Genomic DNA, 22,626 nt, shown 5'->3' with positions numbered 1-22,626 from the left:
ATCCTTCTACTTTGATGAAATTAAAAAGTTGTCGCTGTGTTTATCTTCAACGCTTGCGCCACTTGGCTCATTGATATCGGAGCGATCTTTCAGGTTCACTCCTGACAGTTGTAATTTTCGAGCCTCCTTGAGCAAGTAAAATGCGCGTTCACAGGCATCGTCATAGTTGAGCCCCTGAGGGCGCACATTGGAAATGCAGTTTCTTTGGGAATCTTTAGAGCCTCGTTTAGCCCCCCAAGTGAGATACATACCCATGCTATCCGGAGAGGTTAGCCCGGGCCTCTCTCCAATTAAAACCAGCACGGCCTTGGCGTTAAAACATTCACCAACATCATCCCCTACCGCTACTCTTCCTTGCTTTACGATTGTGATAGGTGCGAATTTCCATTGATGTTCATCATCAGCGCTTAAAAGAGAAATCAATCGAGTAACCACAGGCACGGCATGGTTTTGAATTGCGACGGAAGAAAGTCCATCAGCAATAACAATCGCAAGATCAATGTCAGTGTTATGCTCATTTGCTATCAAGTTGAGCGTTTGCCAAGAAGATTCATCAAGCAGCCTTCCTAAATCGGGCCTTTGCAGGTACATAAGCCGGTCACTCACTTGACTGCTCACTACCACTGGAGGTTCTAGGGTATTTTCAAGAATCGAGTAAGAGTCCGACAAACCAGCAACGAGAGACTCAATATTCAAACTGCAATGCACTGCATCCATAGCTTGGGCATGATCCAGCTGAAATGAGAGTAACTCGTTGGTTGGTACACTGTTTCCGCTGCGACCCAGAGCGATCCGAGCAGAGGTGAAGTCGCGTAACTTGCCCCACGGGTTGTGTGTGACAACTCCAGACTCATCTTGTGGGGACTGAGCAATGGTGATTACTTTACCCATGAGAATACCCCTTATTCAGTTGGTTAATTGCTCCCGAAAACGAGCGAGAGATTTGCTCACTTAACCGAACGTCTTGCACGCTCTCGAAAATCTGCATCTCCATTAACCATTTTTCAAACTCTGGTGCTGGCTTCAAACCGAGTACTTTTCTTGCGTAAAGGGCATCGTGAAATGAGGTAGTTTGATAGTTGAGCATGATGTCATCAGACCCTGGAATACCCATGATGAACGAGCACTCGGCCACACCTAATAGTGTCAGCAAGTTATCCATGTCATTCTGATCGGCATAGGCATGATTGGTGTAACAGATATCGCAACCCATAGGTAAACCAAGCAACTTCCCACAGAAATGATCTTCAAGCCCAGCACGAATGATCTGTTTGCCATCAAACAGATACTCAGGGCCAATAAACCCAACGACAGTATTAACCAACAAAGGATCGAACTGTTTCGCGACAGCATAAGCGCGGGCTTCACAAGTCTGCTGATCGACCCCATGAAATGCATTCGCAGACAGCGCTGTACCTTGTCCGGTTTCAAAATACATCACATTGTTTCCTACGCTACCTCGATTCAAAGACAACGCGGCTTCATGGGCCTCTTTCAAAATCGACAAGTCGATTCCGAAGGTATCATTCGTCCCTTGCGTGCCGCCTATCGACTGAAAAACGAGATCGACTGGTGCACCCATTTCAATGGCTTCGATCGTGTTCGTGACATGAGTTAACACACAAGACTGAGTCGGTATTTGATAGTGTTGAATCACCTCATCCATTAAGTTCATTAACTTAATAGCTTGAGGTACATTATCTGTTGCCGGATTGATACCGATAACCGCATCGCCATTTCCGTACATCAGACCATCAAAAATGGTCGCTGCGATACCGTTGAGAGAATCAGTGGGATGATTCGGCTGTAAGCGAGTAGACAGGCGACTCGGCAAACCAATCGTATTCCGAAAAGCCGTGACAACTTGGCATTTTTTAGCAACGAGAATCAAATCCTGGTTGCGCATAATCTTACTGACTGCGGCCACCATTTCTGGTGTTAAACCTTGACGAATTTTAGCCAACGTTTCACCATCGGCTTCTTCACTCAGCAGCCAATTTCGAAAATCTCCGACCGTCAAGTGCTCAATCGGCTTAAAGGCTTCAAGGTCATGCGTATCGATAATTAGGCGAGTGATATCGTCGCTTTCGTATGGAATAACCGCCTCGTTAAGAAACGTTTTAAGTGGTAACTCAGACAGCGCCATTTGTGCGACTACACGTTCTGCCGCTGACTGAGCACAAACCCCGGCTAACGCATCGCCTGAGCGCTCGGGTGTCGCTTTCGCCATCAAGTCAGCTAATGACTTAAAGGTATAGACTTTACTTCCTTGTTGCCGACGATAAGTTGCCGTCATTGCTCTTCCTCTTCACTATTTGGTTCGCTTTTTGCTGAACTATCAATAAGCTTTAAGAAAGTATTGCCAAATGTGTTCCGTAGCGTTATCAAAAACTGGCAACATTTATAAACCAATAATAAACAATGAGTTATGTAAATACTGCTCCAACATGACTCACAAAAAAGGAATGAGCATCACAAGGATGAGTAACCAAATGCCCCAAACTGCACCAATGCTGTGCATCCATCACACTAAGGATGCAAACCAACAAGCTGCGAGTCTGATAAACTGGCAACAGGAATATGACCAACTCAGCGATGGTCGATTTTTAGGTCAAATTCGAGAACGACGATTTCCCAATTTACATGTATTTCGTGAAGACAGTAACCGCTCGCTAAGACAGCAATGCAGGGTTGAACAGGGAGGTATTTGGTTGGGTTTGAGTGCGGAAAATAAGCCGCTACACCTAAATCACAGTCAGTTTAATTCAAGCCAACTTTTGCTTAGGCAAGGTGGCGCTGATTTTGAGTTAATGACACCGGAGCAGTTTTCTATCTATGGAATAGTGCTCGACAAAAACTTCGTTCACATCATAGAAAATCAACTTGAGCTTGGGAGTATCCAAAACAACACATTACACTTAACGGGTTTGACGGAAAAACACATTCAACAACTTAAATACTACTTAGGCACGTTACTTGGTTCCGCCGAGCCAAGATGGTCTGAAACCACACATCAAGCAATCTTAAAAGACATTGTGCTGGAGTTGTTCTCACTCAGTTCACTGCACACGAGCCATCCGATATCAATCTCTCATCGTCAACACGTGATGCAGCGTATAAAACAACAGCTACAGGATCTAGACTACCGTACACCAATAACCGTCAGTGAACTGTGTGACGCAGTACACGTCAGTCGTCGCACACTACAGTACACCTTTGAACATTGCTGTAATACTTCCCCAAAGCAGTTCATACATCGAATGCGCCTGAATCAAGTACGTAGAGTGCTACAAAGCCCTGAAGATAATCGAACAATTGCAGAAATTGCTTTTGACTTTGGTTTTTTCCATCTCGGGCAGTTCAGTCAAAGCTACAAGCGGCTATTTGGTGAGACGCCAACTGAAACGAGAAAATGGGAGTCCAGCAAATAAAATGACAGGCAGTATATTCTTTCAGATCCTGCGTTGGGGCCATGTTATGCAGTCGCAATGATTTGCTGAAACTTAGCATGAAGCTCTTCAAGTGCCGCTTCAACATCCGGTTCTGCACGGCTCAAGTGCGAGATTAACGTCATAAAATAGCAGTCAAAAATCAGCGGTATTTTCCCCTCAAGGACGGAGCTTCCGTTTACAGATTGAAACAAAGCTTGGTTAAACGACTGATAATAATCCAAATCCCAAATCACCTCTTTCAACAAAGCTCGGCTCAGCTCAACGTTCGCAAAATAGTAGCGATAGTATTTCTCCGTCAGCGCCAAACCAATGTCGATATCGGTTTTACCTTCCACACTGACTAGCGTTTCTTGGCTGATCTGTTGCAGTTGCGCCAGCATCCCTTCGCGCAAAATCGACAGTTTAGTCGGGAAATGGCTAAACACTGTGCCATCGGCTACTCCTGCTTCTCTCGCTATCTGCCTTGTGGTCGTCATGTCATAGCCATTTTGAGCAAAAGATGCCCATGCGGCTTTTAGAATTTTATCTCTGGTTTGTTGTCGCTTCGTCATTGATGTGTCTGCTTAATGAGCCTGAAAGGATCATACCTTGCGTGGTTGAGATTGACAAATTGAGCGCGCTCATTTATAAAATTGAGCATGCTCATTTTATATAAAAACAAAAGGAATCGCTCATGTACGTATTAAACAAACTAGGCCAAGGATTGATTTTCTTCCCGACCATCTTCTGCTTTTCGTATATTTTAAGACCGATATTAATGGTCATCCTTATTCCAGGAGGACTCGCACTTTTGGCGTTAATCGGTGGCGCAGAAGTCAGAGCGGAACTCAAAGCCATGCTGCTTGAGGAGTTTTTTGGCGTTAGCCCATCGCACACCACCTCGAAAAGGGCGTGAGTGCGCTACAAACGTTGGCAAGGCTAAGTAAAAAAGAAAACGCGCAGATATCGAGATCTCAATACCTGCGCGTAGATGTGGTGAAAATAAGACTGGCGTTAGTCAGTATTCATGTTCTGACCAATTCGCCATAAAACGCCGCTAGGGTCAAACAAACAACATTCGCGCATGCCCCAAGGTTGCTCGACCAGCTCAGTCAAACGCGAACCAAATTCTTCATGACCCACTTTGGATAAGTGCTGATGCCAGCTTTCTGCGTCTTCTACGAGCAAGTGCATCATGAAGTTATTGCCGTGTTCTGGCTCATAAAAATTCTGTAAAAGAAACGCGCAGCTACCATGAGAGAAGTATGCTACATCACCGAAGTCCGATGCCATTTCAAAGCCAATCGCCTCATAAAAGCGTTTTGATAGCGCGTAATCTTTCGCCGGAACAAATGATTTGATTTCAACAATATTGAGGTTTTCCATTTCCAATTTCCTAAGCCTTTTTCCATAAAACTGACTGACGTAATCTCGCTCTATGCCTTCTATTCGCCTTGCGTAATCTGCTGTGATGACAGTGGCACACACTCTGCCATTTGCGTTTGTAACCACGTGATAAATTTATGTTCGAGTTCTGTACGCTTTTTATCTTGACTCAATAAAACGTAATTACAACTTGATGGAGAAAACCCAAATGGTGCGACCAAATTACCACGCTTAATATCGTCCATGACAAAAGGATACGATCCCATTGCGACGCCTAAGCCATCCACTGCGGCTTGTATGCAAAAATAAAAATGCGCGAATGATTGCTGAGTGTTGCCGTTGAAAGTTTCACAACGTGTTGATTGCTGCCAATCCGCCCAAGCATTCGGTCTGGTTTGGCTATTCAACAATCGAGCTGCTTTCAAATTGTCTTTAATGGATTGCCAATACTCAGGAGAAAATACCGGCCCCACCCACTCTTCCACAAGAATGGTTTTGTCGTAATCGTGATGCTGCGCAAAATCGTCTCGACGAATCGCCATCGAAAGCCCAGTTGATCCTAATGTTACCGGGCCACCAGCCGTCGACAAACGAACATCAGCACGGTGTTCATCATTAAACGCGGCCAACCTTGGCATCAACCAGCGCATGGTTAATGTCGGTTCACAAGACACTTCAAGATGCTGATGCTTCTCTTGAATAAGCGTATTCACGCCTGTTTCTAGCGTTTGGAATGCCGTTTCTGTGTATGTCTTGAGTAATTCGCCTTCTGCCGTCAACACGACTTTCCTGCCCTCTTTGAAGAACAAAGGTTGAGACAGATATTGCTCAAGTTGCTTGATCTGCTTACTCACGGCTCCGTGGGTAATGTTCAGTTTGTCAGCCGCTTCAGTGTAGCTTGAAGAACTCGCCGCAACGTGGAAGACATAAAAAGATTTCAGGTGACGCATCTGTGAGTTTTTCTCACCAATATGGGAATGTTTTTCGATTATAGTCAGTAATAAAGACGCCTACAATTCCGCTACATCCCAGACTTCATCATTCAAACAGGAAACCGATATGGAATTTGTAACTCTTGCGTTATTAGGTGTGCTTATTGTCATTAGCCCTGGCGCAGACTTTGTTTTGGTATTAAGAAATAGCTTAAATCAAGGACGAAAAGCAGGCGTATACAGTGCGATTGGTATCAGCATGGCGATCAGCATCCACATCGCTTACTCCATGCTAGGGATCAGTTACTTAATTTCACAAAATGAATGGTTGTTTAATCTCGTGCGCTATCTTGGGGCCGCTTATCTTGTCTACCTTGGGATTAAAGGAATATTCTCCTCGCAACCTGCATCAAACTCAGAAACCATTCAACAGAGCGAGTATTCAATGTGGCGATTTTTCATGCAGGGATTTCTGTGTAATTTACTCAATCCCAAGACGATGCTGTTTTTTCTGAGTATTTTTAGCCAAGTGATTTCTCCCGACTCTAGTCAGCAACACATCGCCTTTTTTTACGGGATTTATATGATTGCGCTGCATGGTATTTGGTTTTCTATCGTTGCTGTTTTATTCACGTCATCCCAGCTACAAGCTTTCTTGTTGAAGATTAAGCATCGACTCAATCAAGCATGTGGGGCGGGATTAATCATTTTCGGCGCAATGCTGGGCTTAAAGGTGTAGTGCGCTTGCGGTCCGATTACCCCAGTTCAAATTGATCATTGAACAAGTGGCAGTAATCAATTAAAAATCTACATTTTCAATACTTTAAATTAGAAAAAAACAGCCAACGTGCGCTGGCTGTTTCGATACAGTTAATGGATGACCCGAGCGTCCCCTTTAAATAACTGAGACAGATCGATAGTGAATATCATCACTATCGGACGTTTAGGCAGAGCATTTTCGATCGAAAACTCTGGCCCAGCTGGAACGAGGGGGAAGTGAATAGCAGTCGGCCACGTTGACGAAGCTTCATTACCGCCCGGCTCAGATATTGAGAAAGAAAACGCAGGTAAACGGGTCATAACACTTACCTCAAATGACTGATTAGCGGGCTCAAGCGAGCCCGCTTAGGTTTTGCAATGTTATTGTTATTTTAACGCTTACTTAATCACTAACGGTTGATGACGTTAGATATCAAGTTCTTTGTCTTCAACGTGGTTGGTGATCATCGCTTCAGTGGTGATCATCAAGCCAGCAACAGACGCTGCGAATTGAAGCGCTGAACGTGTTACCTTCGCAGGGTCCAAGATGCCCATTTCGATCATGTTGCCGTATTCACCTGTTGCAGCGTTGTAACCGTAATCGGAATCACCAGCTTTGACAGCGTTCGCCACAACAGAAGCTTCGTCACCTGCGTTAGTTGCGATTTGACGAAGAGGCTCTTCCATTGCACGTAGCGCAACTCGGATACCCACGTTTTGGTCATCATTGTCGCCTTTTAGATCCGCCAATTCTTTCGCGATCTTAGTTAGAGCTACACCACCACCAGCAACAATACCTTCTTCAACCGCTGCGCGAGTAGCGTGTAGCGCATCGTCCACGCGATCTTTCTTCTCTTTCATCTCAACTTCGGTTGCAGCGCCGATCTTGATCACCGCTACGCCGCCAGATAGCTTCGCAACACGTTGTTGAAGCTTATCTTTGTCGTATTGAGAAGTGGTTGTTTCGATTTGTTTTTCAATCGAAGCCACACGATCAGCAATCGCGCTTGCTTCTGCTGCGCCACCCACAATGGTTGTTGTGTCTTTGGTAATGGTCACTTTCTTCGCACTACCTAGTTGCTCTAACGTTGCTTTTTCGAGCTCTAGGCCGATTTCTTCAGAGATGACCGTACCAGCAGTTAGTACCGCAATGTCTTCCATCATCGCTTTACGGTTGTCACCAAAGCCAGGCGCTTTCACCGCGGTCGCACGCACGATGCCGCGCATGTTGTTCACAACCAATGTCGCTAACGCTTCACCTTCGATGTCTTCAGCAATGATCAATAGCGAGCGAGAAGATTTCGCTACTTCTTCTAGTACAGGCAATAGCTCGCGGATGCTGCTGACTTTTTTGTCCACCAATAAGATGTATGGGTTGTCTAGCTCGACGCTGCCATTTTCTTGGTTAGTGATGAAGTATGGCGACAAGTAACCGCGGTCAAATTGCATACCTTCAACCACAGACAATTCGTTGTTTAGACCTTGGCCTTCTTCAACCGTAATCACGCCATTGCGACCCACTTTCTCCATCGCTTCTGCAATGATTTCACCGATCGCGCGATCGCTGTTTGCAGAAATGCTACCCACTTGGGTGATAGATTCTTTGTCGCTGCATGGCTTAGACATTTCACGTAGTTTCTCAACCGCCGCTTCAGTGGCTTTGTCGATACCACGTTTTAGGTCCATTGGGTTCATGCCAGAGGCTACCGCTTTAAGACCTTCATTGATGAAAGATTGCGCCAGTACGGTAGCGGTCGTTGTACCGTCCCCCGCTTCATCATTCGCTTTGGACGCCACTTGTTTCACCATTTGTGCGCCCATGTTTTCGAACTTATCTTTCAGTTCGATTTCTTTCGCTACAGACACGCCATCTTTGGTGATGGTTGGCGCGCCGTAAGATTTATCAAGCACAACGTTGCGGCCTTTCGGGCCTAGTGTCACTTTTACTGCGTCCGCCAGTAAGTTCACACCTTTCAGCATTTTTTGACGTGCGTCATTAGCAAATAATACGTCTTTTGCAGCCATGGTTATCTCCTCAAAAAACTACTACAAAAATAATTACTCAACGATTGCTAACACATCAGATTCGGACAGAATTAAGTATTCTGCGCCGTCAATTTTCTCGGTTTTCACGCCGTAACCGTCATTGAAAATGATTTGGTCGCCCACTTTGACTTCCATCGCAGCGCGTTCGCCATTTTCAAGACGTTTACCTAAACCAACAGCAATGACTTTCCCGCGGTTTGATTTTTTCACCGACTGAGAAGTTAAAACGATTCCCCCTTCAGATTTATTTTCCACCTCTTGTCTTTCAACAATTAGCTTGTCATTTAAAGGACGAATTTTCATTTTTAAGTGCCTCCTACTTGGAACCAAAAATAAAAGACAAAATAAACATCAAGATGGATTTGCGAGTCGACAGCTCGCTTTCGATGAAAATAATAAGGTCGAAAAATTAGAGTTCAAGAGGTGAATTTGATAAAAATTTTTTATTAAATTAAATAAAATTTTCTATCGAATTATCGCATTCACAACCACTTAGCATCTCTTTATGATGGAAAATGTGCTCAATCAAATCTAGAGTGGTTACGTACTCTTAAAAAGGATAATCAAACAATGAAAAAGGCCGTATCTCTATTTCTTGCAACGTTATGCGTTGGCTTCCTCTCACCCAACGTGTCAGCTTCTGAACGCGCTGAACAAGGTTGGCAATTGATTGACGAGGGCGCGATGATTGTCGATGTGCGCACGCCGCAAGAGTTTTCTGAAGGGCATTTGGATAATGCCGTCAACTTCCCTTTATCTGAACTTGATAAACATTTTCAAGACGTCGATAAAGATCAAGCTATCGTGTTGTACTGTCGCAGTGGTAACCGCTCTGGCAAAGCGTATCAATACTTACAATCGCAAGGCTTTACGAATCTGCACAATGCAGGTGGCTTTGAAGAACTACAAGACGCCAAATAGTCGTCTCCGTTCTAATATACAAAGTAAAAGCACAGAGCGCGTCGCAAGCGTATTGTAACGCGCTCTGTTTCTAAATACTTATCTACAACAACTCTATTTTGGCCCTGCATCAAATTGAGTCAGGTTATCCGATATCTCGAGCCACGGCGCTTTCGACGCGACAAAAATATGGAAATCGGGCTTGTGAGAAGGTGTGTCATCCAAGATACCAAGGCGAATATTGACGATCCCATTGTTCTTTTTCGAATACAGGCTCGATCCGCAGTGGCGACAAAAGCATAGCATGGTATTTTCGCTTTTCTGATAAGTTTGAATATCTTCTTTCCCTTGGATAATAAGCAGTTTATCCAACGCAATACCACCGGCAGATGAATAGTCAGAACCTGTGAACTTGCGGCATTCAGAGCAATGGCAATTTCCCATGTACTTAAATTCATCTGCCACTTCCAACTTTACCTTGCCGCACAGACATGAGCCTTTTAGTACTTCCATTTGAATTCCTTTTTGTTATGAATCTAATTGAATTAGATGGCTATCTCGACACCATGCCATTGCAATACGAAAAATTAAAGACAGGCAATACAGGTTTTCAAAAATGAAACGAAAATGTAAAACTTTCCATTCAGAGGGAAGTGCGCTGACACGTGAAAAATCGAGCTATTTTAGATACAAAAACACCAAGCAATAACGCTTGGTGTTTACCTCACAGAATGTCGCCTCAGAAAAGGCGCTTTCCGCTGTGCTTAAAAAATGCAGTGTTTAGTAAAGCTGGTCGCTTCGTTTGCAGTCCAGTCACCTTTCGGCTTATCTTTCAGGTTTTCACACCATTGCTCGCTGCCGACACCATCTTGCAGAACACAATGCTTTGCAAAGTCTACCGCGTTGTCTGCTGTCCATTCTGTTTTTGGCTTATCGCGCATGTCGTTACACCAGCCTTCAGTGCCCACTTCATCACTACAAGCGGTCAAAGCAGAAGCCGCCAACATCAGCATGACTAGTTTTTTCATAAATTTAAGGTTCCAGTTGCAAACAATAGTAAAATTAAACTCAATCTCTTCAACACGTGCCCATTCAAGTGTCTGAATAAAGGCGTCACTAGCTGAAGTGACTTTTGTATCAACTATAACGAAATTATCAGTCTACGTGTTAAGACATCGAAAAATTATTGAGCGACTCTGTGTAAAGCGCGCCATTCTAAAAGCTATAGGCAGCGCGCTTTTGTTAGCTCACCAACCTTAAAAGAGCCAGTACCAAAGCACGTTAAACGCAGCTCTAATGCCATTTGTTCAAAGTGATCGACGACAGACTGCGTGCTGATCGTCGCAGCTTTTAATACCGCACCAGCTTGCCCAATGAGATTAGCACCCAAATGAATGGCTTTCGCCGCTTCAAGTCCGTTATGAACACCTCCCGAGGCGATCAAGGGTAATGTAGGATGCAGTGCGCGGATTTGAGCCAAACATGTTGCTGTAGGGACACCCCAATCGCGGAAAAGCTCGGCTGCACGCTGCATTTTCGGATTATCTTGGCAATACCCTTCAACCGCACTCCAGCTTGTGCCACCCGCGCCCGCAACGTCAATTGCATCCACACCAGCATCAATTAATCGCTGCGCAACGTGTCCGCTAATACCAAAACCGACTTCTTTGATAATGATAGGAACCTTCACGCGAGATTTAAGCATCTCAATTGCCTGGAAAACACCAACCCAATTGTGGTCGCCATTTTTCTGAAACGCTTCCTGCATTGGATTAACGTGCACAAACAAGGCATCGGCTTGAATCGCCTCAACCGCACGTTGCGCATTATCGAGTTTACCTTTATCGAGCAATTGAGCGGCTCCAAGATTGGAATACAACGGTACTTCTTTCGCCAACTCACGAATGGTTTTACCCAAGCCCGAATGCTGACTTTCTTCTAAGCTAATCCGTTGCGAGCCCACACCCATGGCAATACCTAATTCACTTGCTGCTTCAGCTAAACGACAATTGATCGTTTCTGCGTCTTTTGCTCCGCCAGTCATCGAGCTAATCAAAAACGGTAGCGCTAATTGATGACCAAGAAACTCTGTCGATAAATCGATCGCGTGAAAGTCACATTCTGGCAGCGCACAGTGTTCAAACTCGACAGACTCAAAACCCGCCGTTTTATGCTTCATGCTCATATCATGATGTAAAACAGCATCTAGGTGTAAATCTTTTCGGTTAGTTTGCGGAGCCATAATGTCACCCTAAAGTAAAACAGTCGCGCAGTATTGCGATCCTTATCAGTAACGTCAATGCGAATTTTGTGAATTTGCCGGATTACTTTTCCGAAACGAGTAATGAATCTCGACTGCCCCTGACATTATAAGAAAAGAAACTCGCTTTCCGTTTTAAACAAGCCGGCAAGTTTCTCTTCAAATTGAGATAATCAGCGTACGATACCCATGATGAAAATGGATCACATTGCTCTGTAGTTTACTTTACGCTGTCCGACAGAATTAGCGACACAACAGTGCTTGTCGTCGTTGGTTCAAACTGTTCGGGATCATCACAGAATTGAATTTTTCCTTTTTCTTCTACATGGAACAGCGGTACAACTGAACTACCTTTGTGATGCGCTAAATAATCTTGATACGTGAAGTTATCGCTCAATTTCGTGTGTTTAACCTCTGCACCACGACTTAACATACTGGCTAGCTGGGTATAGCTTACATTGCCGCCCATCAGCAATTTACCATGGTACTCCTGAGCCACGGAGTGCTTCTCGCTGCCATTGCCGTTGGTTTTCACTTTTTGTAAGCAGTGAACTTTATCTTCCCCAAACTCGTCGACGAATTGCATGCAAGCCATAATGTTGAAATGCTGATCGGGCGTTAATGCAACCACTTGACCTATTCCTATCAAGTTCAAGTTGTCGTCCGCGTGACTAGAAATAGGGTTGCCGTAATAGTAATCCAACCCCAACATACGAACCTGACTGATGTACTCCCAGTTTGAGTCAGTCATTAATACGCGGCGGTCATAACGCGCCAGCGCCTGCCCTATTTCTCTTGCTACTCGGTTAGCTCCAATCAACAAGAAGCCGCGTGGTGCTGGCTCTGCAACGCCCAACGTCAGCGCTACAGGACGTGCCGTCGCACTTTGTAACACGACCGTTCCTATAATCACCATGAAGGTCATAGGGACCAGTAAAATCGCTTCATCAATGCCGTATTCGGTCAATTTGATCGCGAAAAGAGACGAAATCGAAGCAGCAACAATACCGCGCGGTGCAACCCAAGACAAAAACAGCTTATCTTTAAGACGCAAGTTGCTGCGGAAGGTTGAAAGAAAAATCGATAACGGACGCGACACTAACTGCATAAATACAAACAACAATAACGCACCGCTACCTAGCGCAGCAAAATCATCCAGACTGATTCGAGCCGCAAGGAAGATGAACAATCCGGTGATCAGTAAAATGGTTAAATGCTCTTTAAAGTGCAGAATTTGCTGAATATTGATGTCTTTAGCGTTTGCGAGCCACATACCCATTACGGTGACGGTTAGTAACCCAGCTTCAGACTCAATGTGGTTAGAGACCGAAAATACACCTAGAACCACCATCAAAACCGCAAATGGCTGCAAATATTCCGGTAGCCAAGAGCGACGCATGATCGTCGCAACTGCATAGCCTGAGGCCGCACCTAGCATGACACCGACAGCAATGATCGTCCCAAACACTTCGACGCTATTTATCGCGCTGTGAGATACGATAAACTCGTAAACCATCACAACAAAAAGCGCACCGAGCGGGTCAATCAAAATCCCTTCCCATCGCAAAATGTTAGCAAGCGTACTGTTAGGTCTTACGGTTCGTAGAAGTGGCACGATGACCGTCGGCCCTGTTACTACGGTTAAGCTGCCGAACAACATGGCAAGCTCCCAAGTAAAGCCGAGGAAATAGTGTGTTGCGATACTGGTCGCCGCCCACGAAATGATCGCCCCGATGGAAACAATGCTCCATACCGAACCACTCACGCCACGAATTTCTTTAAAATTTAAGGTCAAACTGCCTTCAAATAAAATCACTGCCACCGCCAAAGAGACCAACGGAAAGAGCAAATTACCTAATATCTCATCAGGATTTAACCACTGCATAAATGGCCCGACGATCAGCCCTGCCAACAACAAAAATAAAATCGCTGGCAAACGCAATCGCCAAGCTAACCATTGGCAACCTAAACCAATAACCCCAACCGCTGACAGCACCAGCGCTTCATTACCCACTTGCATCAATAATTACCTGTTTTTGCCTTTTTTCGCGTGAATGCGCTATACCCGAATACATTCAGCCTTACGGTCAAATAGAAACAACCGAACGTGCAAATCAAACGACTGACCTTCGATGACATCGCTACGAAACGCACATGTTTGAAGTCCTTTGGCGATCGCATCAGAACTATGAATATAGTTGACCCCCAATGACTTAACGACTCATTTTTGTTCATCAGGTCTTAAAGTGGCACACAAGTGTGCGACTTTGTCGAATTCATCATTACGCATTGAGTTTCATTATGTAGAATGATTTCTGAAGAAAGCGCGGAACCTAGCACTATATGAGGCTAAGGCATAGAGCATGAACTAAGCTTTAGCGTAAGTGCTCAAAGTTAAGAATCGTGGGTCACGCGACGTACGCAAGGAGAAATGGATTGTACGTAATACTAGCACTGTTCATGGCGTGTCTCGCCATCCTCATCGGAGTGAAAGCCGCCAACCGAGCTGCACTTTTAGAAAAAGAACTAACCAAACTTCGTGAGGAAGTCACATCACTACGAGCCAGTGTCCATGGGGGCTCAAACCCACAAGCGCACCAACAATCCAGCATCGAAAAAGACACACCATCTGTAGCGACGTCACCTCACATAGAATCACCACAGAAAAATGTCTCATCCTCTGGGGAACATGATCCAGCTGCCAACCTAGACTTGGACCAGAGCGCTGCGAATCAAGGGTACGCCCAGACAAGAGAAGTGCAACTGGATGTTTTTAGTCAAGAAAATGAGTCATTCCTTCAGAGTAAAGTTCAGAGCCTGCTTAGCAACATTCAAGAAAATTGGTTGGTTTGGGTAGGCGCATTGGCCATGCTGATCGGTGGAGGTTATCTCGTACAGGTGATTGGTAGTCACATCCAGTTTTCGCCATTTATGCGAGTGTCCTTTGCCTTTGTGATCTCATTACTTATGGTGCTTGTTGGCGAGTGGTTTCACCGTAAAGAACAACAGAATCCGCAACGGGCAGCACGAGCCCAAGGCTTTACGTATGTTCCTGCTGCTGTTACCGGTACGGGATTAACGGGCATTTACTGCACCGTCATTTTTGCCTTTGTGGTTTATCAAATGCTAACGCCGAGTATCTCGTTGATCATCTTGGCTTCAGCGGCATTTTTCAGTTTAGCATTATCATTGCGACAAGGGCCGTTAATGGCCGTGCTTGGCTTAATTGGTGGCTACACAGCACCACTGTGGATTGGGGGTAATGAACCCAACTACTTTTTGTTAGCCGGATACATCTGCGCAATTTCGTTCGCGGCGACCTTATTGATGCAAAAAGTGCGTAGGTCATGGATTACGCCAAGTATCGCGATTCCACATGTCATTTGGATGTTGCTGTTGATTGAGAGTACACCAACAGAACTGTTGTTCTCGTGGCTCGCGATTTATCTCTCCATCACTTTGTATCTCATTTTCGCGGTTCCGAGAATGGGTTGGATGCTCAATCCTCGCTTTCGTCACTATCAAAGCAAGTGGACAAACTCGCCGACCGCTACCGCTCTCGCAACTGCTTTATTGACCTTTTCTGCCGTCACCAGAATGCCGGATCTGAACACTCTACAAATGGCGTACTGTTATACGCTGCTTGTTGCGATCATCTGGCTACCAGCACTTCGTACAGGCTGGTCATTACGTGTATTTTTGCCATCCATTCTCGTCTCAGCAACCGCGCTGATTGTTCTTACCATCGCTTTTAATGCGCTGTATATGTTAGAGCGAGAAGCTAGCATCCTATTCGCATTGGCGGTGAGTATTGCGCTGATCTGCTATCGAACATATTGCCAATCACTTAGTGACCGTTCGCAACTCAGTGGGCTGCTTCTGCTGGTACTGGCTCCCGCGATGAGCTTAATTACGTTGTTTTATATTGACGAATTTATGCAAGGCTACCTGTGGTATTGGACTGCATTCTGCGCATTGATGGCCACTTACTACGTTGTGCTTGGTCAGCGTGCACGTTCGTTGGCATTAGAATGCTCTGCCGTTATGCATGCTTTAATCGTAGGTATCGCTTTTGTTTGGTTGAGTGATACTTGGTTAACAACAGCAATCTCAATACAAGTTGCGATAATGGCCTTACAGGCTCAAGTCGGGTTATTTCGACCTGCGAGTTGGGCGATTAAAGTGGCAATGGGAATACTGGTTATCCGACTCACGCTGCTACCTTTCATACCCGAATGGCAACCGGTAGAAGCTGGGCATTGGGCTTGGGTTCTGGTGAGTTATCTGCCTTCTCTCTTCATCTTGTCTTATGCTCGTTCAACACTAAAACAAGTGGACCGAGAACTGACCAACTGGTTTGAAGGGGCGTTTTTACATGTATTCTTAATGGCATTGTTCACCCAAACTAACTACTGGTTAACGGGGCAATATGGTTACTTGGGGAACATCGACTTCACAAGTGCGGCAGTCTTTGCCAATCAAGCATTAGTTATGGGTTTGGTATACAGCTACCGCAGCCAATTTGCGCAACACTTAAGCCGTATCTACGAAATCTATAGTTACTTGCTTTGGTGCGCGTTCGCTATATTGATTATTTTGCTTAATACGGCAGAATCGCCGTTGGTGACTGATAACGTCTCGGCACAAGCACTTCCCATCTTTAACATGCTGAGTATCGGCTGGCTGTTACCAGCTTGCATCCTGCTTATCGCAATCTTTAAACGCTGGAATACGTTGCAAGTTCATCGATTTGCGATTGCTAGTCTAGGCTTTTTACTTGCAGCCATTTGGTTGGGGATGTCTATCCGTCAATTCTGGCAAACCACATCGATGATGCTGTATCAGCCAACCAGCATGGCAGAGTTGTTCAGTTATTCAGTGGCTGGCTTGCTCGTAGGTGGATTGCTGACTTGGCGCGGCGTGACCCAACAGGGGCTGATGATGCAGCGTGTCGGTCTAGTGGTCCTTGCCGGTGTCGCACTGAAAGTATTCTTATGGGATGTGAGCTCTCTGGATGGGTTCTGGCGAGCAATAAGCTTCTTAGGCTTAGGTGCATCTTTGATAGCACTTGGATGGCTATTCCAGAAATTGAATCGTTCGGTGGCAAAAGCACTCGAGCCCTAGACGAGTCAAAGAGAGATTCCCGACAGTGCGCTGTTTTCGTTATTGGGGGACGATAACAGTGTAAAGCCGGGAATCATTGGAGTGTTCGTTACTTCAGTAAAGCGACCACGGTATGACGACGCACGTTTGCTTGCGCATTCAATGCCTGAAAAGTCGAAGTAAACTCGCCAGACTTTTGCATGAATCCATCCAGTTTTGCATTCACCTCATTGACTGAAAGCTGTGCGGTTTTGGTTTGGATAGAACGCATTTGAGTATTCAGTTCACCATGAAAAGCTTTCGCTTCTTGCAAACTCGTTTGAACTTGTTTCAGATGCTGATTTACTTTGGCAATCGTCTGCTTGATGCCGTCGCGTGAGCCTAGATCAAACCCGAGCTCCGCAATACCATCTGGCTCAGACTTTAAGTTCAAAACGTTAGGCTGTCCCGCAGGGAATCGGTGCCCTTCCCCCGTTACCATCACCTTTTGCTGCATTTGTTGATAAGCGTTGTCTCTGGCTTCAAATAAAATGCTGCCATCATCGGCTAATGAGGCTCGCATTCCTAACGCAATCAAGCTGCGATCCAGCATTTTGACCGTTCGCTCACCGTCTGATTGTCCATCAAACTGAATCATCACCGCTTGACCTTGAGGAAAATCCAAACGGATTTGCTCGGCCTTGTCGCTTAAGCGATGAACATTCAAACCTGGAATAGAAAAGCGACGAATGTCCGCTTTATCCAGTTTTAAGTGCAGTTCGTTATTTAGGACTTTCTGGCCATCGAAACGTGCTTGCTCAACGACTTTTTGGATGGTGGCTTTAGAACGAACCAATGTATCCTGCAAACCAGGAACATTTTGTACGCCTTGATTAATAGCTTGCGTCAAACCACGTTTAATTTGCGTGAGCTCTTTGCCAATCACCTGCAGCGATTTGGACGCGATCTGAACCGCCGTGGCTTGCTGCTGACCCTGCGTAAGCTGAATACCAGATACAGAGTAGGCTGACGCAGTGTCAGCCTGAATTTGCGCCGGGCGCGGTTTAATTGCCGTACTTGAGTCTGCAGAACGGGTCGGCATGATAGAGGCTTGTTCTTGTCCACCTAAGCGTATGCTATGGGGTCTAACCTCTACTGTACTCATTACCATAAAAAGAACTTCCTAACCTTATAAACGGTCAAACAGCGACAAACCATCGATCTTCACATAGCTTGCTTGCGTTGCTTGCAAAGCGGCCATGTAATTACTCAATCGTACCGACGCTTCACCATAGTCCAGAGCAGAGAGGTCTCCAGATACTTTGTCAACGAACAGCTTGTTTTCACTGTGCGCGCCACCAACAAGATCTAAGTTGTTGTGTCGACCACCAATCTCAGTCATGGTCCCTAGTACGTTTGAAAAAGTATCGTCGATAGCGCTGATACTCGCCTCAACTTCAGCTCTGAAGTTGGCGGTAGGGCTCTCAAACTCTTTGATCAGCGCATCAATTTGGTTAAGCACGTTATGGCCTCCCCCAAGGTCCAATATTTCTTTTGCAGTCATATTGGAATCCATCGTGACACCTTTAGCAATTGTTACTACGCGCTTGTCACTATTACCTTCAATTACGTAGCTGCCACTCGCTTTACTTACAGCCGCAGTATCCGTTTTAGTACCAGAGAAAAGGTAGTGCCCTTCTTCATCCTGCGCGTTAAAAGACGACTCAATAGAATCACGGTAACTCTTAAGCTCTGTAATCATACCGCCACGACTTTCGTCAGTAAGAGAGCCGTTCGCACCCCAAAGCGCGATGTCTCGCATGCTTTTTAAGCTTTCTTTGATCGAATCTAAATGGGTTTCTTGACTCGATAGCGTCGTTTTTACGTTTTCAATGTTGTTTTTGTACTGAGCAATCGCACTGGTTTCTCGGTCTAAGTTAAGCAACTTGATCGAAGCCATTGGATCATCAGACAGCTTGGTCAAGCGCTTGCCAGTAGACATCTGTTGCAGAGCTTCGCCTAGTCCCGCGCTATTGCTCTGCAAGCTGTGCAACATCATTTGACTAAATTGATTGTCACTAATTCGCATCTAAACTTTCCTCTTAGAATAACTGCAGAATAGAATCTAGCAGTTGATTTGCTGTGCTGATCACTTTCATGTTGGCATTGTGCGCATTAGCAAACATCATTAGGTTAGCCGCTTCTTCATCGCTGTTTACGGAACTAACATTATCGCGAGCTGCGTGCGCTTGCTTGTTCATGGCTAACTTCGCTTGATAATCAGCATTAGCTTGGCGTGCTTTAATTGCGGTTTGACCCACCATTGAACTAAAGGCATCGTTCAAGCTTACTGAGCCGTAACCTGATACCGCCACTGGCTTGTTGCTTAACTCGATCAATGATTGCAACGCATCTGCGTTACCAGGTGTTCCATCACTTGAGAACGCAAGCTCATCTGGAGTTAGCTTGGTAATATCCAAACTGGCTGCAGGGTTTGCTGGGTCATAGCTGAACAAAGGTTTACCTGGGTTGCCATTTAAGTCTTTGCCAGTTGCAAGCACGGCGTTGTATTCATCCGCGAGAGCTTTCGCCATGTCATTCAGAGCCAATTGGTTTGGTTTCAACACTTCGGTTTGATAGTCATTAATCGCACCTAATTTGCCACCAAGCGAGTCACCAATCGCAAAACTTTGATTCGAGAACGTGACGTGTAAGTCCGCCAAGTAAGGATCACTCGGGTCAGGAATGGCTTCCAGTTTGCCATGGTCCGTACCCATCACAAGCGGTTGACCAGAGGTTAGTGTGACCTGAACACTGCCGTCATGCTGCTGTGTTGTTTTGATTTCAATGGTTTGAGATAACTCACCGATTAACCTATCTCGTTCATCCATTAACTGTGATGGGTTACCACCTGTACCTTGCATCTCTACCAGTTGCTTGTTCACCTTCGCGATATTTTCCATAAGGCTATTCGCGTGGTTAAGCGCTGCATTACGTTGGTCGCTCATGTCTTTATGTTGATTGTATAAAGACTCGGTAAGCGTATTAAAACGGCGGGCCAAAGCTTCAGATTCGTTAATGATCTGCTGGCGGTAGGGTATGGATTCTGGCTTAACGGTCGCATCGTTAAGCGCGGCGTTTAGTGAGTCCAAGCCAGCCGATATACTGAAACCATCGGCACCAAGCGTATTCTCCAGCTGACTCATGTTACTGGTGTATCCAGATGCGTATGCCGCCATACTGTTAGTCGACCACGTTTGCTTAATCAGAAATTGATCAGTAACGCGGCGAATGCTAGTGACTTCTACCCCTAAACCTGGACTTAAGCGATTGGCTTTACCATCATCGACAGACGCCATCAACGCTTGTTGACGACTGTAACCCACGGTATTCACGTTTGCCACGTTTTGCGCGGTTACGTCTAGGGCCACACGGTTCGCGCCTAAACCTGAAAGGGCAATATTAACTAGGTTCATTTACAGCTCCATTTTTCTGATCAACGGCTGAGAAAACGCGGTAGTCATACCGGCCTCACCGAATACCTGTTTAACAGAGGCGACGGCTTGAGAAGCGGTATTAAATAGGCTTGAATTCTTCTCCACCTCTTTAGAATCTACTTGTGAGATAGATTCAGAATTCGAAGCTTTACCATCGTTAGCGGATGAGATGTTGCGCGCAGCATCGAAAGCAACCTCACGCATAGACGGGCTCAGCTGCTGGATGAGCATATTGGCAATGCCTGAGCTCTGTTTCTTTGCTAGTTCCATCGCCAGCTGACCGTCATACATATCACGGAATACCCCTTGTTGCTGACTGGCGAACGGGCTGTCTTTATCAGCAAGAGCATCACTACTGCTGCGCATTTGGCGTAACACCATTTGTAGGAACATTGCCTCAAATTGACCTGCGACGACTTCAAGTGCGCCTTCTTGATCACGACTATGCTTGATGTTAGCCAATGCACTATTGTCGTGATAAAGCATCGAATTTAACTGAGTTTGTTCATTGGTACTGTCTAGCTTCATCCTTAACTCCTTATATCACGACCAATTCAGCGTTCAATGCACCCGCTTCACTCAAAGCTTGCAGGATAGACATCAAGTCTGTAGGCGTGGCACCTAAACTATTTACCGCATTAACTATGGTGTTAAGTTCCGTGCCTGGAGGCCAAATCACCATCTGAGCGAGATCTTCATTCACATCAAGATCCGTTTGGTTAACGACTTTCGTATCGCCATTTGCAAACGCATTAGGCTGACTAACTTGTTGTGATTCAGAAATTCGCACGGTTAAGTTACCGTGACTTACTGCTGCTTCACTCACTTTGACACTCTTACCGATAACCACGGTGCCAGTGCGAGAGTTAAAGACAATACGAGCAGGTTTACGGCCTTCAACAACGCTCATTTCTTCAAGCATCGACATCATGACGACACGCTGCTGTGTATCTTTTGGTGCACGCATATCAATGCGCGCTTTATTGATCGCAACTGCAACGTTAGGTCCAAAAGTGTTGTTAATTTCACGCGCAATATTTTTTGCTGTAGTGAAGCTAGGCTTGCGCAGGTTTAGGGTGATTTCATCACGTTGATTGAAATCGGTTTTAATTTCTCTCTCTAAAGTCGCACCATTCGGAACGCGACCCGCCGTTGGTGTGTTTACTTCTACTTTGGAGCCACTTCGCCCCTCTGCAGATAAGCCCCCCACAACCACGTTGCCTTGCGCAATCGCGTACACTTCGCCATCAATACCACGTAAAGGCGTTAGCAATAACGTACCACCACGAAGGCTCTTTGCATCACCGATTGAAGACACAACCACATCCAACGTTTGTCCTGGGCCTGCCATTGGATCAACGGACGCTGTCACACTCACAGAAGCCACATTTCGTAGCTTAGGGTTCATACTGTCATCAATTTGAACCCCAAACTGACGTAGCATGTTGGTAATAGATTGAGAGGTAAATTTCACTTGGTTTCGGTCACCTTGGCCGGCTAAGCCAACCACCAAACCATAACCAACCAGTTGGTTTTCTCGAATGCCGCGAACATCGACCAAGTCCATGATCGGAATTTCCGCTTCAGCACGTGAAGTGCCTGGTAGTCCCAAGGTCAACACCAATAGGAGAGACATAAAGAAAGATTGCATTGTCTTCATTAGAAAGGTACCCATGGGCTGTTGAAGAACTGAGTTAGCCACCCGGCTGCGTTGCTGTCAGCTAGCGCTCCGCGACCTGCGTAGGTAATTCTTGCATCAGCAATTCGTTGAGAAGAAACTTGGTTACTGCGGTTAATATCATCCACACGGACGATACCGGTTAGACGAATAAACTCGTCGCCTTGATTCAGACGAAGCCATTTTTCACCGCTGATACGCAATACGCCATTAGGTAATACTTCGTGTACCGTTACCGTAATGGCACCTTGAAGCTTGTTGCCTTGTGAACTTGATGCACTGCCATCGAAGTTACGTTTGCCATCCACGCTAACCCCTAACTCATCGATAGTTTTCGTGCCTATGGTCGGCGCCACAAAGTTAATTGCTGAACTTTTACCGAACTTAGTACCCGCATTTTTACTCGATGAGGTTTCTTCTGATAATTGAACCGTTAATACATCGCCAACTCGGTAAGCACGACGATCCTGGAACAGAGTCATCGTGTATTGGTGACGATAAAGGCTACCAGATTGGGTTTCCGGCAGCGTGTAATCGAGCGTTGGTGGTGCATATTCCTCAGCATTCGGCTCAGGCGGAATAAATTCCTGACGGCCAGCACATCCCACCAGCAACACGGCGGCTACTGCCCAACTCTTAGAAAGCCATTTCATTG

23 protein-coding genes are annotated in these 22,626 nt (G+C 45.6%); 5 read left to right on the top strand and 18 right to left on the bottom strand.

Annotated elements, in window-relative coordinates; translation table 11 throughout:
* Positions 1-6: 6 nt before the first annotated feature.
* Together eutC and R7O13_RS00740 are read right to left on the bottom strand one after the other, a co-directional pair.
* Positions 7-891, bottom strand: coding sequence for an ethanolamine ammonia-lyase subunit EutC (eutC, locus tag R7O13_RS00745; RefSeq protein ID WP_137282829.1), 885 nt, complete (start codon positions 889-891; stop codon positions 7-9).
* Entirely contained in the window at positions 884-2,296 is a 1,413-nt protein-coding gene (locus tag R7O13_RS00740) for an ethanolamine ammonia-lyase subunit EutB (RefSeq protein ID WP_025768012.1), read from the bottom strand. The genes eutC and R7O13_RS00740 overlap by 8 nt, the downstream gene beginning before the upstream one ends.
* Before the next feature lie 184 nt (positions 2,297-2,480).
* Between R7O13_RS00740 and R7O13_RS00735 the strand changes: the two genes are divergently transcribed.
* Positions 2,481-3,431 (top strand): helix-turn-helix domain-containing protein, encoded by a 951-nt coding sequence (locus R7O13_RS00735; protein ID WP_213886201.1) that lies wholly within the window; start codon positions 2,481-2,483, stop codon positions 3,429-3,431.
* Positions 3,432-3,475: 44 nt separating this feature from the next.
* Here the strand turns inward: R7O13_RS00735 and R7O13_RS00730 are convergent, their stop codons facing one another.
* Positions 3,476-4,003 (bottom strand): TetR/AcrR family transcriptional regulator, encoded by a 528-nt coding sequence (locus tag R7O13_RS00730; RefSeq protein ID WP_005373975.1) that lies wholly within the window; start codon positions 4,001-4,003, stop codon positions 3,476-3,478.
* A gap of 122 nt (positions 4,004-4,125) precedes the next feature.
* Here R7O13_RS00730 and R7O13_RS00725 point away from each other — a divergent pair, with 122 nt between their 5' ends.
* A complete protein-coding gene (locus R7O13_RS00725) occupies positions 4,126-4,347 on the top strand; it encodes a hypothetical protein (RefSeq protein WP_213872739.1) in 222 nt (73 codons plus the stop codon).
* Between the two features lie 98 nt (positions 4,348-4,445).
* Here R7O13_RS00725 and R7O13_RS00720 read toward each other — a convergent pair whose 3' ends face one another.
* A complete protein-coding gene (locus tag R7O13_RS00720) occupies positions 4,446-4,817 on the bottom strand; it encodes a VOC family protein (protein ID WP_213917181.1) in 372 nt (123 codons plus the stop codon).
* A gap of 59 nt (positions 4,818-4,876) precedes the next feature.
* Positions 4,877-5,767, bottom strand: coding sequence for a LysR family transcriptional regulator (locus tag R7O13_RS00715; RefSeq protein ID WP_005388706.1), 891 nt, complete (start codon positions 5,765-5,767; stop codon positions 4,877-4,879).
* Positions 5,768-5,876: 109 nt separating this feature from the next.
* Between R7O13_RS00715 and R7O13_RS00710 the strand changes: the two genes are divergently transcribed.
* Positions 5,877-6,488: a LysE family translocator gene (locus R7O13_RS00710; protein ID WP_033906294.1), complete on the top strand. Its 612-nt coding sequence runs from the start codon at positions 5,877-5,879 to the stop codon at positions 6,486-6,488.
* A 131-nt stretch (positions 6,489-6,619) separates the two neighbouring features.
* Here R7O13_RS00710 and R7O13_RS00705 read toward each other — a convergent pair whose 3' ends face one another.
* From R7O13_RS00705 to R7O13_RS00695, 3 genes are all read right to left on the bottom strand, one after another.
* The gene (locus tag R7O13_RS00705) at positions 6,620-6,829 is read right to left on the bottom strand and encodes a hypothetical protein (RefSeq protein WP_318302717.1); all 210 of its coding nucleotides are present in this window, start codon (positions 6,827-6,829) and stop codon (positions 6,620-6,622) included.
* Between the two features lie 105 nt (positions 6,830-6,934).
* The gene (groL, locus tag R7O13_RS00700) at positions 6,935-8,533 is read right to left on the bottom strand and encodes a chaperonin GroEL (protein ID WP_053304624.1); all 1,599 of its coding nucleotides are present in this window, start codon (positions 8,531-8,533) and stop codon (positions 6,935-6,937) included.
* A 33-nt stretch (positions 8,534-8,566) separates the two neighbouring features.
* Positions 8,567-8,857 (bottom strand): co-chaperone GroES, encoded by a 291-nt coding sequence (locus R7O13_RS00695; RefSeq protein WP_005373989.1) that lies wholly within the window; start codon positions 8,855-8,857, stop codon positions 8,567-8,569.
* 267 nt (positions 8,858-9,124) lie between these two features.
* Between R7O13_RS00695 and R7O13_RS00690 the strand changes: the two genes are divergently transcribed.
* Positions 9,125-9,475: a rhodanese-like domain-containing protein gene (locus tag R7O13_RS00690; RefSeq protein ID WP_025768015.1), complete on the top strand. Its 351-nt coding sequence runs from the start codon at positions 9,125-9,127 to the stop codon at positions 9,473-9,475.
* 93 nt (positions 9,476-9,568) lie between these two features.
* Here the strand turns inward: R7O13_RS00690 and R7O13_RS00685 are convergent, their stop codons facing one another.
* The 4 genes from R7O13_RS00685 to R7O13_RS00670 form a co-directional block, all read right to left on the bottom strand.
* The gene (locus tag R7O13_RS00685; RefSeq protein WP_005388696.1) at positions 9,569-9,967 is read right to left on the bottom strand and encodes a GFA family protein; all 399 of its coding nucleotides are present in this window, start codon (positions 9,965-9,967) and stop codon (positions 9,569-9,571) included.
* 251 nt (positions 9,968-10,218) lie between these two features.
* Entirely contained in the window at positions 10,219-10,482 is a 264-nt protein-coding gene (locus tag R7O13_RS00680; protein WP_005373992.1) for a DUF3012 domain-containing protein, read from the bottom strand.
* Positions 10,483-10,676: 194 nt separating this feature from the next.
* Positions 10,677-11,696 (bottom strand): type 2 isopentenyl-diphosphate Delta-isomerase, encoded by a 1,020-nt coding sequence (gene fni, locus R7O13_RS00675; protein ID WP_005373993.1) that lies wholly within the window; start codon positions 11,694-11,696, stop codon positions 10,677-10,679.
* Between the two features lie 238 nt (positions 11,697-11,934).
* Positions 11,935-13,734 carry a sodium:proton antiporter gene (locus tag R7O13_RS00670; RefSeq protein ID WP_318070575.1) on the bottom strand — a complete coding sequence of 600 codons (1,800 nt, stop codon included), beginning with the start codon at positions 13,732-13,734 and terminating at the stop codon, positions 11,935-11,937.
* Positions 13,735-14,174: 440 nt separating this feature from the next.
* On the opposite strand from R7O13_RS00670, the gene R7O13_RS00665 reads away from it, so the two are divergent.
* The gene (locus tag R7O13_RS00665) at positions 14,175-16,838 is read left to right on the top strand and encodes a DUF2339 domain-containing protein (RefSeq protein WP_395228943.1); all 2,664 of its coding nucleotides are present in this window, start codon (positions 14,175-14,177) and stop codon (positions 16,836-16,838) included.
* 88 nt (positions 16,839-16,926) lie between these two features.
* Here R7O13_RS00665 and R7O13_RS00660 read toward each other — a convergent pair whose 3' ends face one another.
* The 6 genes from R7O13_RS00660 to flgH are packed head-to-tail and all read right to left on the bottom strand — an operon-like array spanning position 16,927 to position 22,624.
* The gene (locus R7O13_RS00660; RefSeq protein ID WP_005373996.1) at positions 16,927-17,967 is read right to left on the bottom strand and encodes a flagellin; all 1,041 of its coding nucleotides are present in this window, start codon (positions 17,965-17,967) and stop codon (positions 16,927-16,929) included.
* A gap of 18 nt (positions 17,968-17,985) precedes the next feature.
* Entirely contained in the window at positions 17,986-18,885 is a 900-nt protein-coding gene (flgL, locus tag R7O13_RS00655; RefSeq protein ID WP_005373998.1) for a flagellar hook-associated protein FlgL, read from the bottom strand.
* Between the two features lie 13 nt (positions 18,886-18,898).
* On the bottom strand, positions 18,899-20,272 hold the full coding sequence (flgK, locus tag R7O13_RS00650) for a flagellar hook-associated protein FlgK (protein WP_005374000.1): 1,374 nt from the start codon (positions 20,270-20,272) through the stop codon (positions 18,899-18,901).
* Positions 20,273-20,821, bottom strand: a complete 549-nt coding sequence (locus R7O13_RS00645) for a rod-binding protein (protein ID WP_005374002.1) — start codon at positions 20,819-20,821, stop codon at positions 20,273-20,275.
* Between the two features lie 10 nt (positions 20,822-20,831).
* Positions 20,832-21,968 carry a flagellar basal body P-ring protein FlgI gene (locus R7O13_RS00640; RefSeq protein WP_086026720.1) on the bottom strand — a complete coding sequence of 379 codons (1,137 nt, stop codon included), beginning with the start codon at positions 21,966-21,968 and terminating at the stop codon, positions 20,832-20,834.
* Positions 21,953-22,624, bottom strand: a complete 672-nt coding sequence (gene flgH / locus R7O13_RS00635) for a flagellar basal body L-ring protein FlgH (RefSeq protein WP_017635111.1) — start codon at positions 22,622-22,624, stop codon at positions 21,953-21,955. Before flgH ends, R7O13_RS00640 begins: the two co-directional genes overlap by 16 nt.
* Positions 22,625-22,626: the final 2 nt, after the last annotated feature.

It is taken from the genome of Vibrio sp. Y176 (assembly GCF_033438945.1).
The sequence above is the reverse complement of the archived record's forward strand: the minus strand, read 5'-3'. Positions and strand labels throughout refer to the sequence as shown.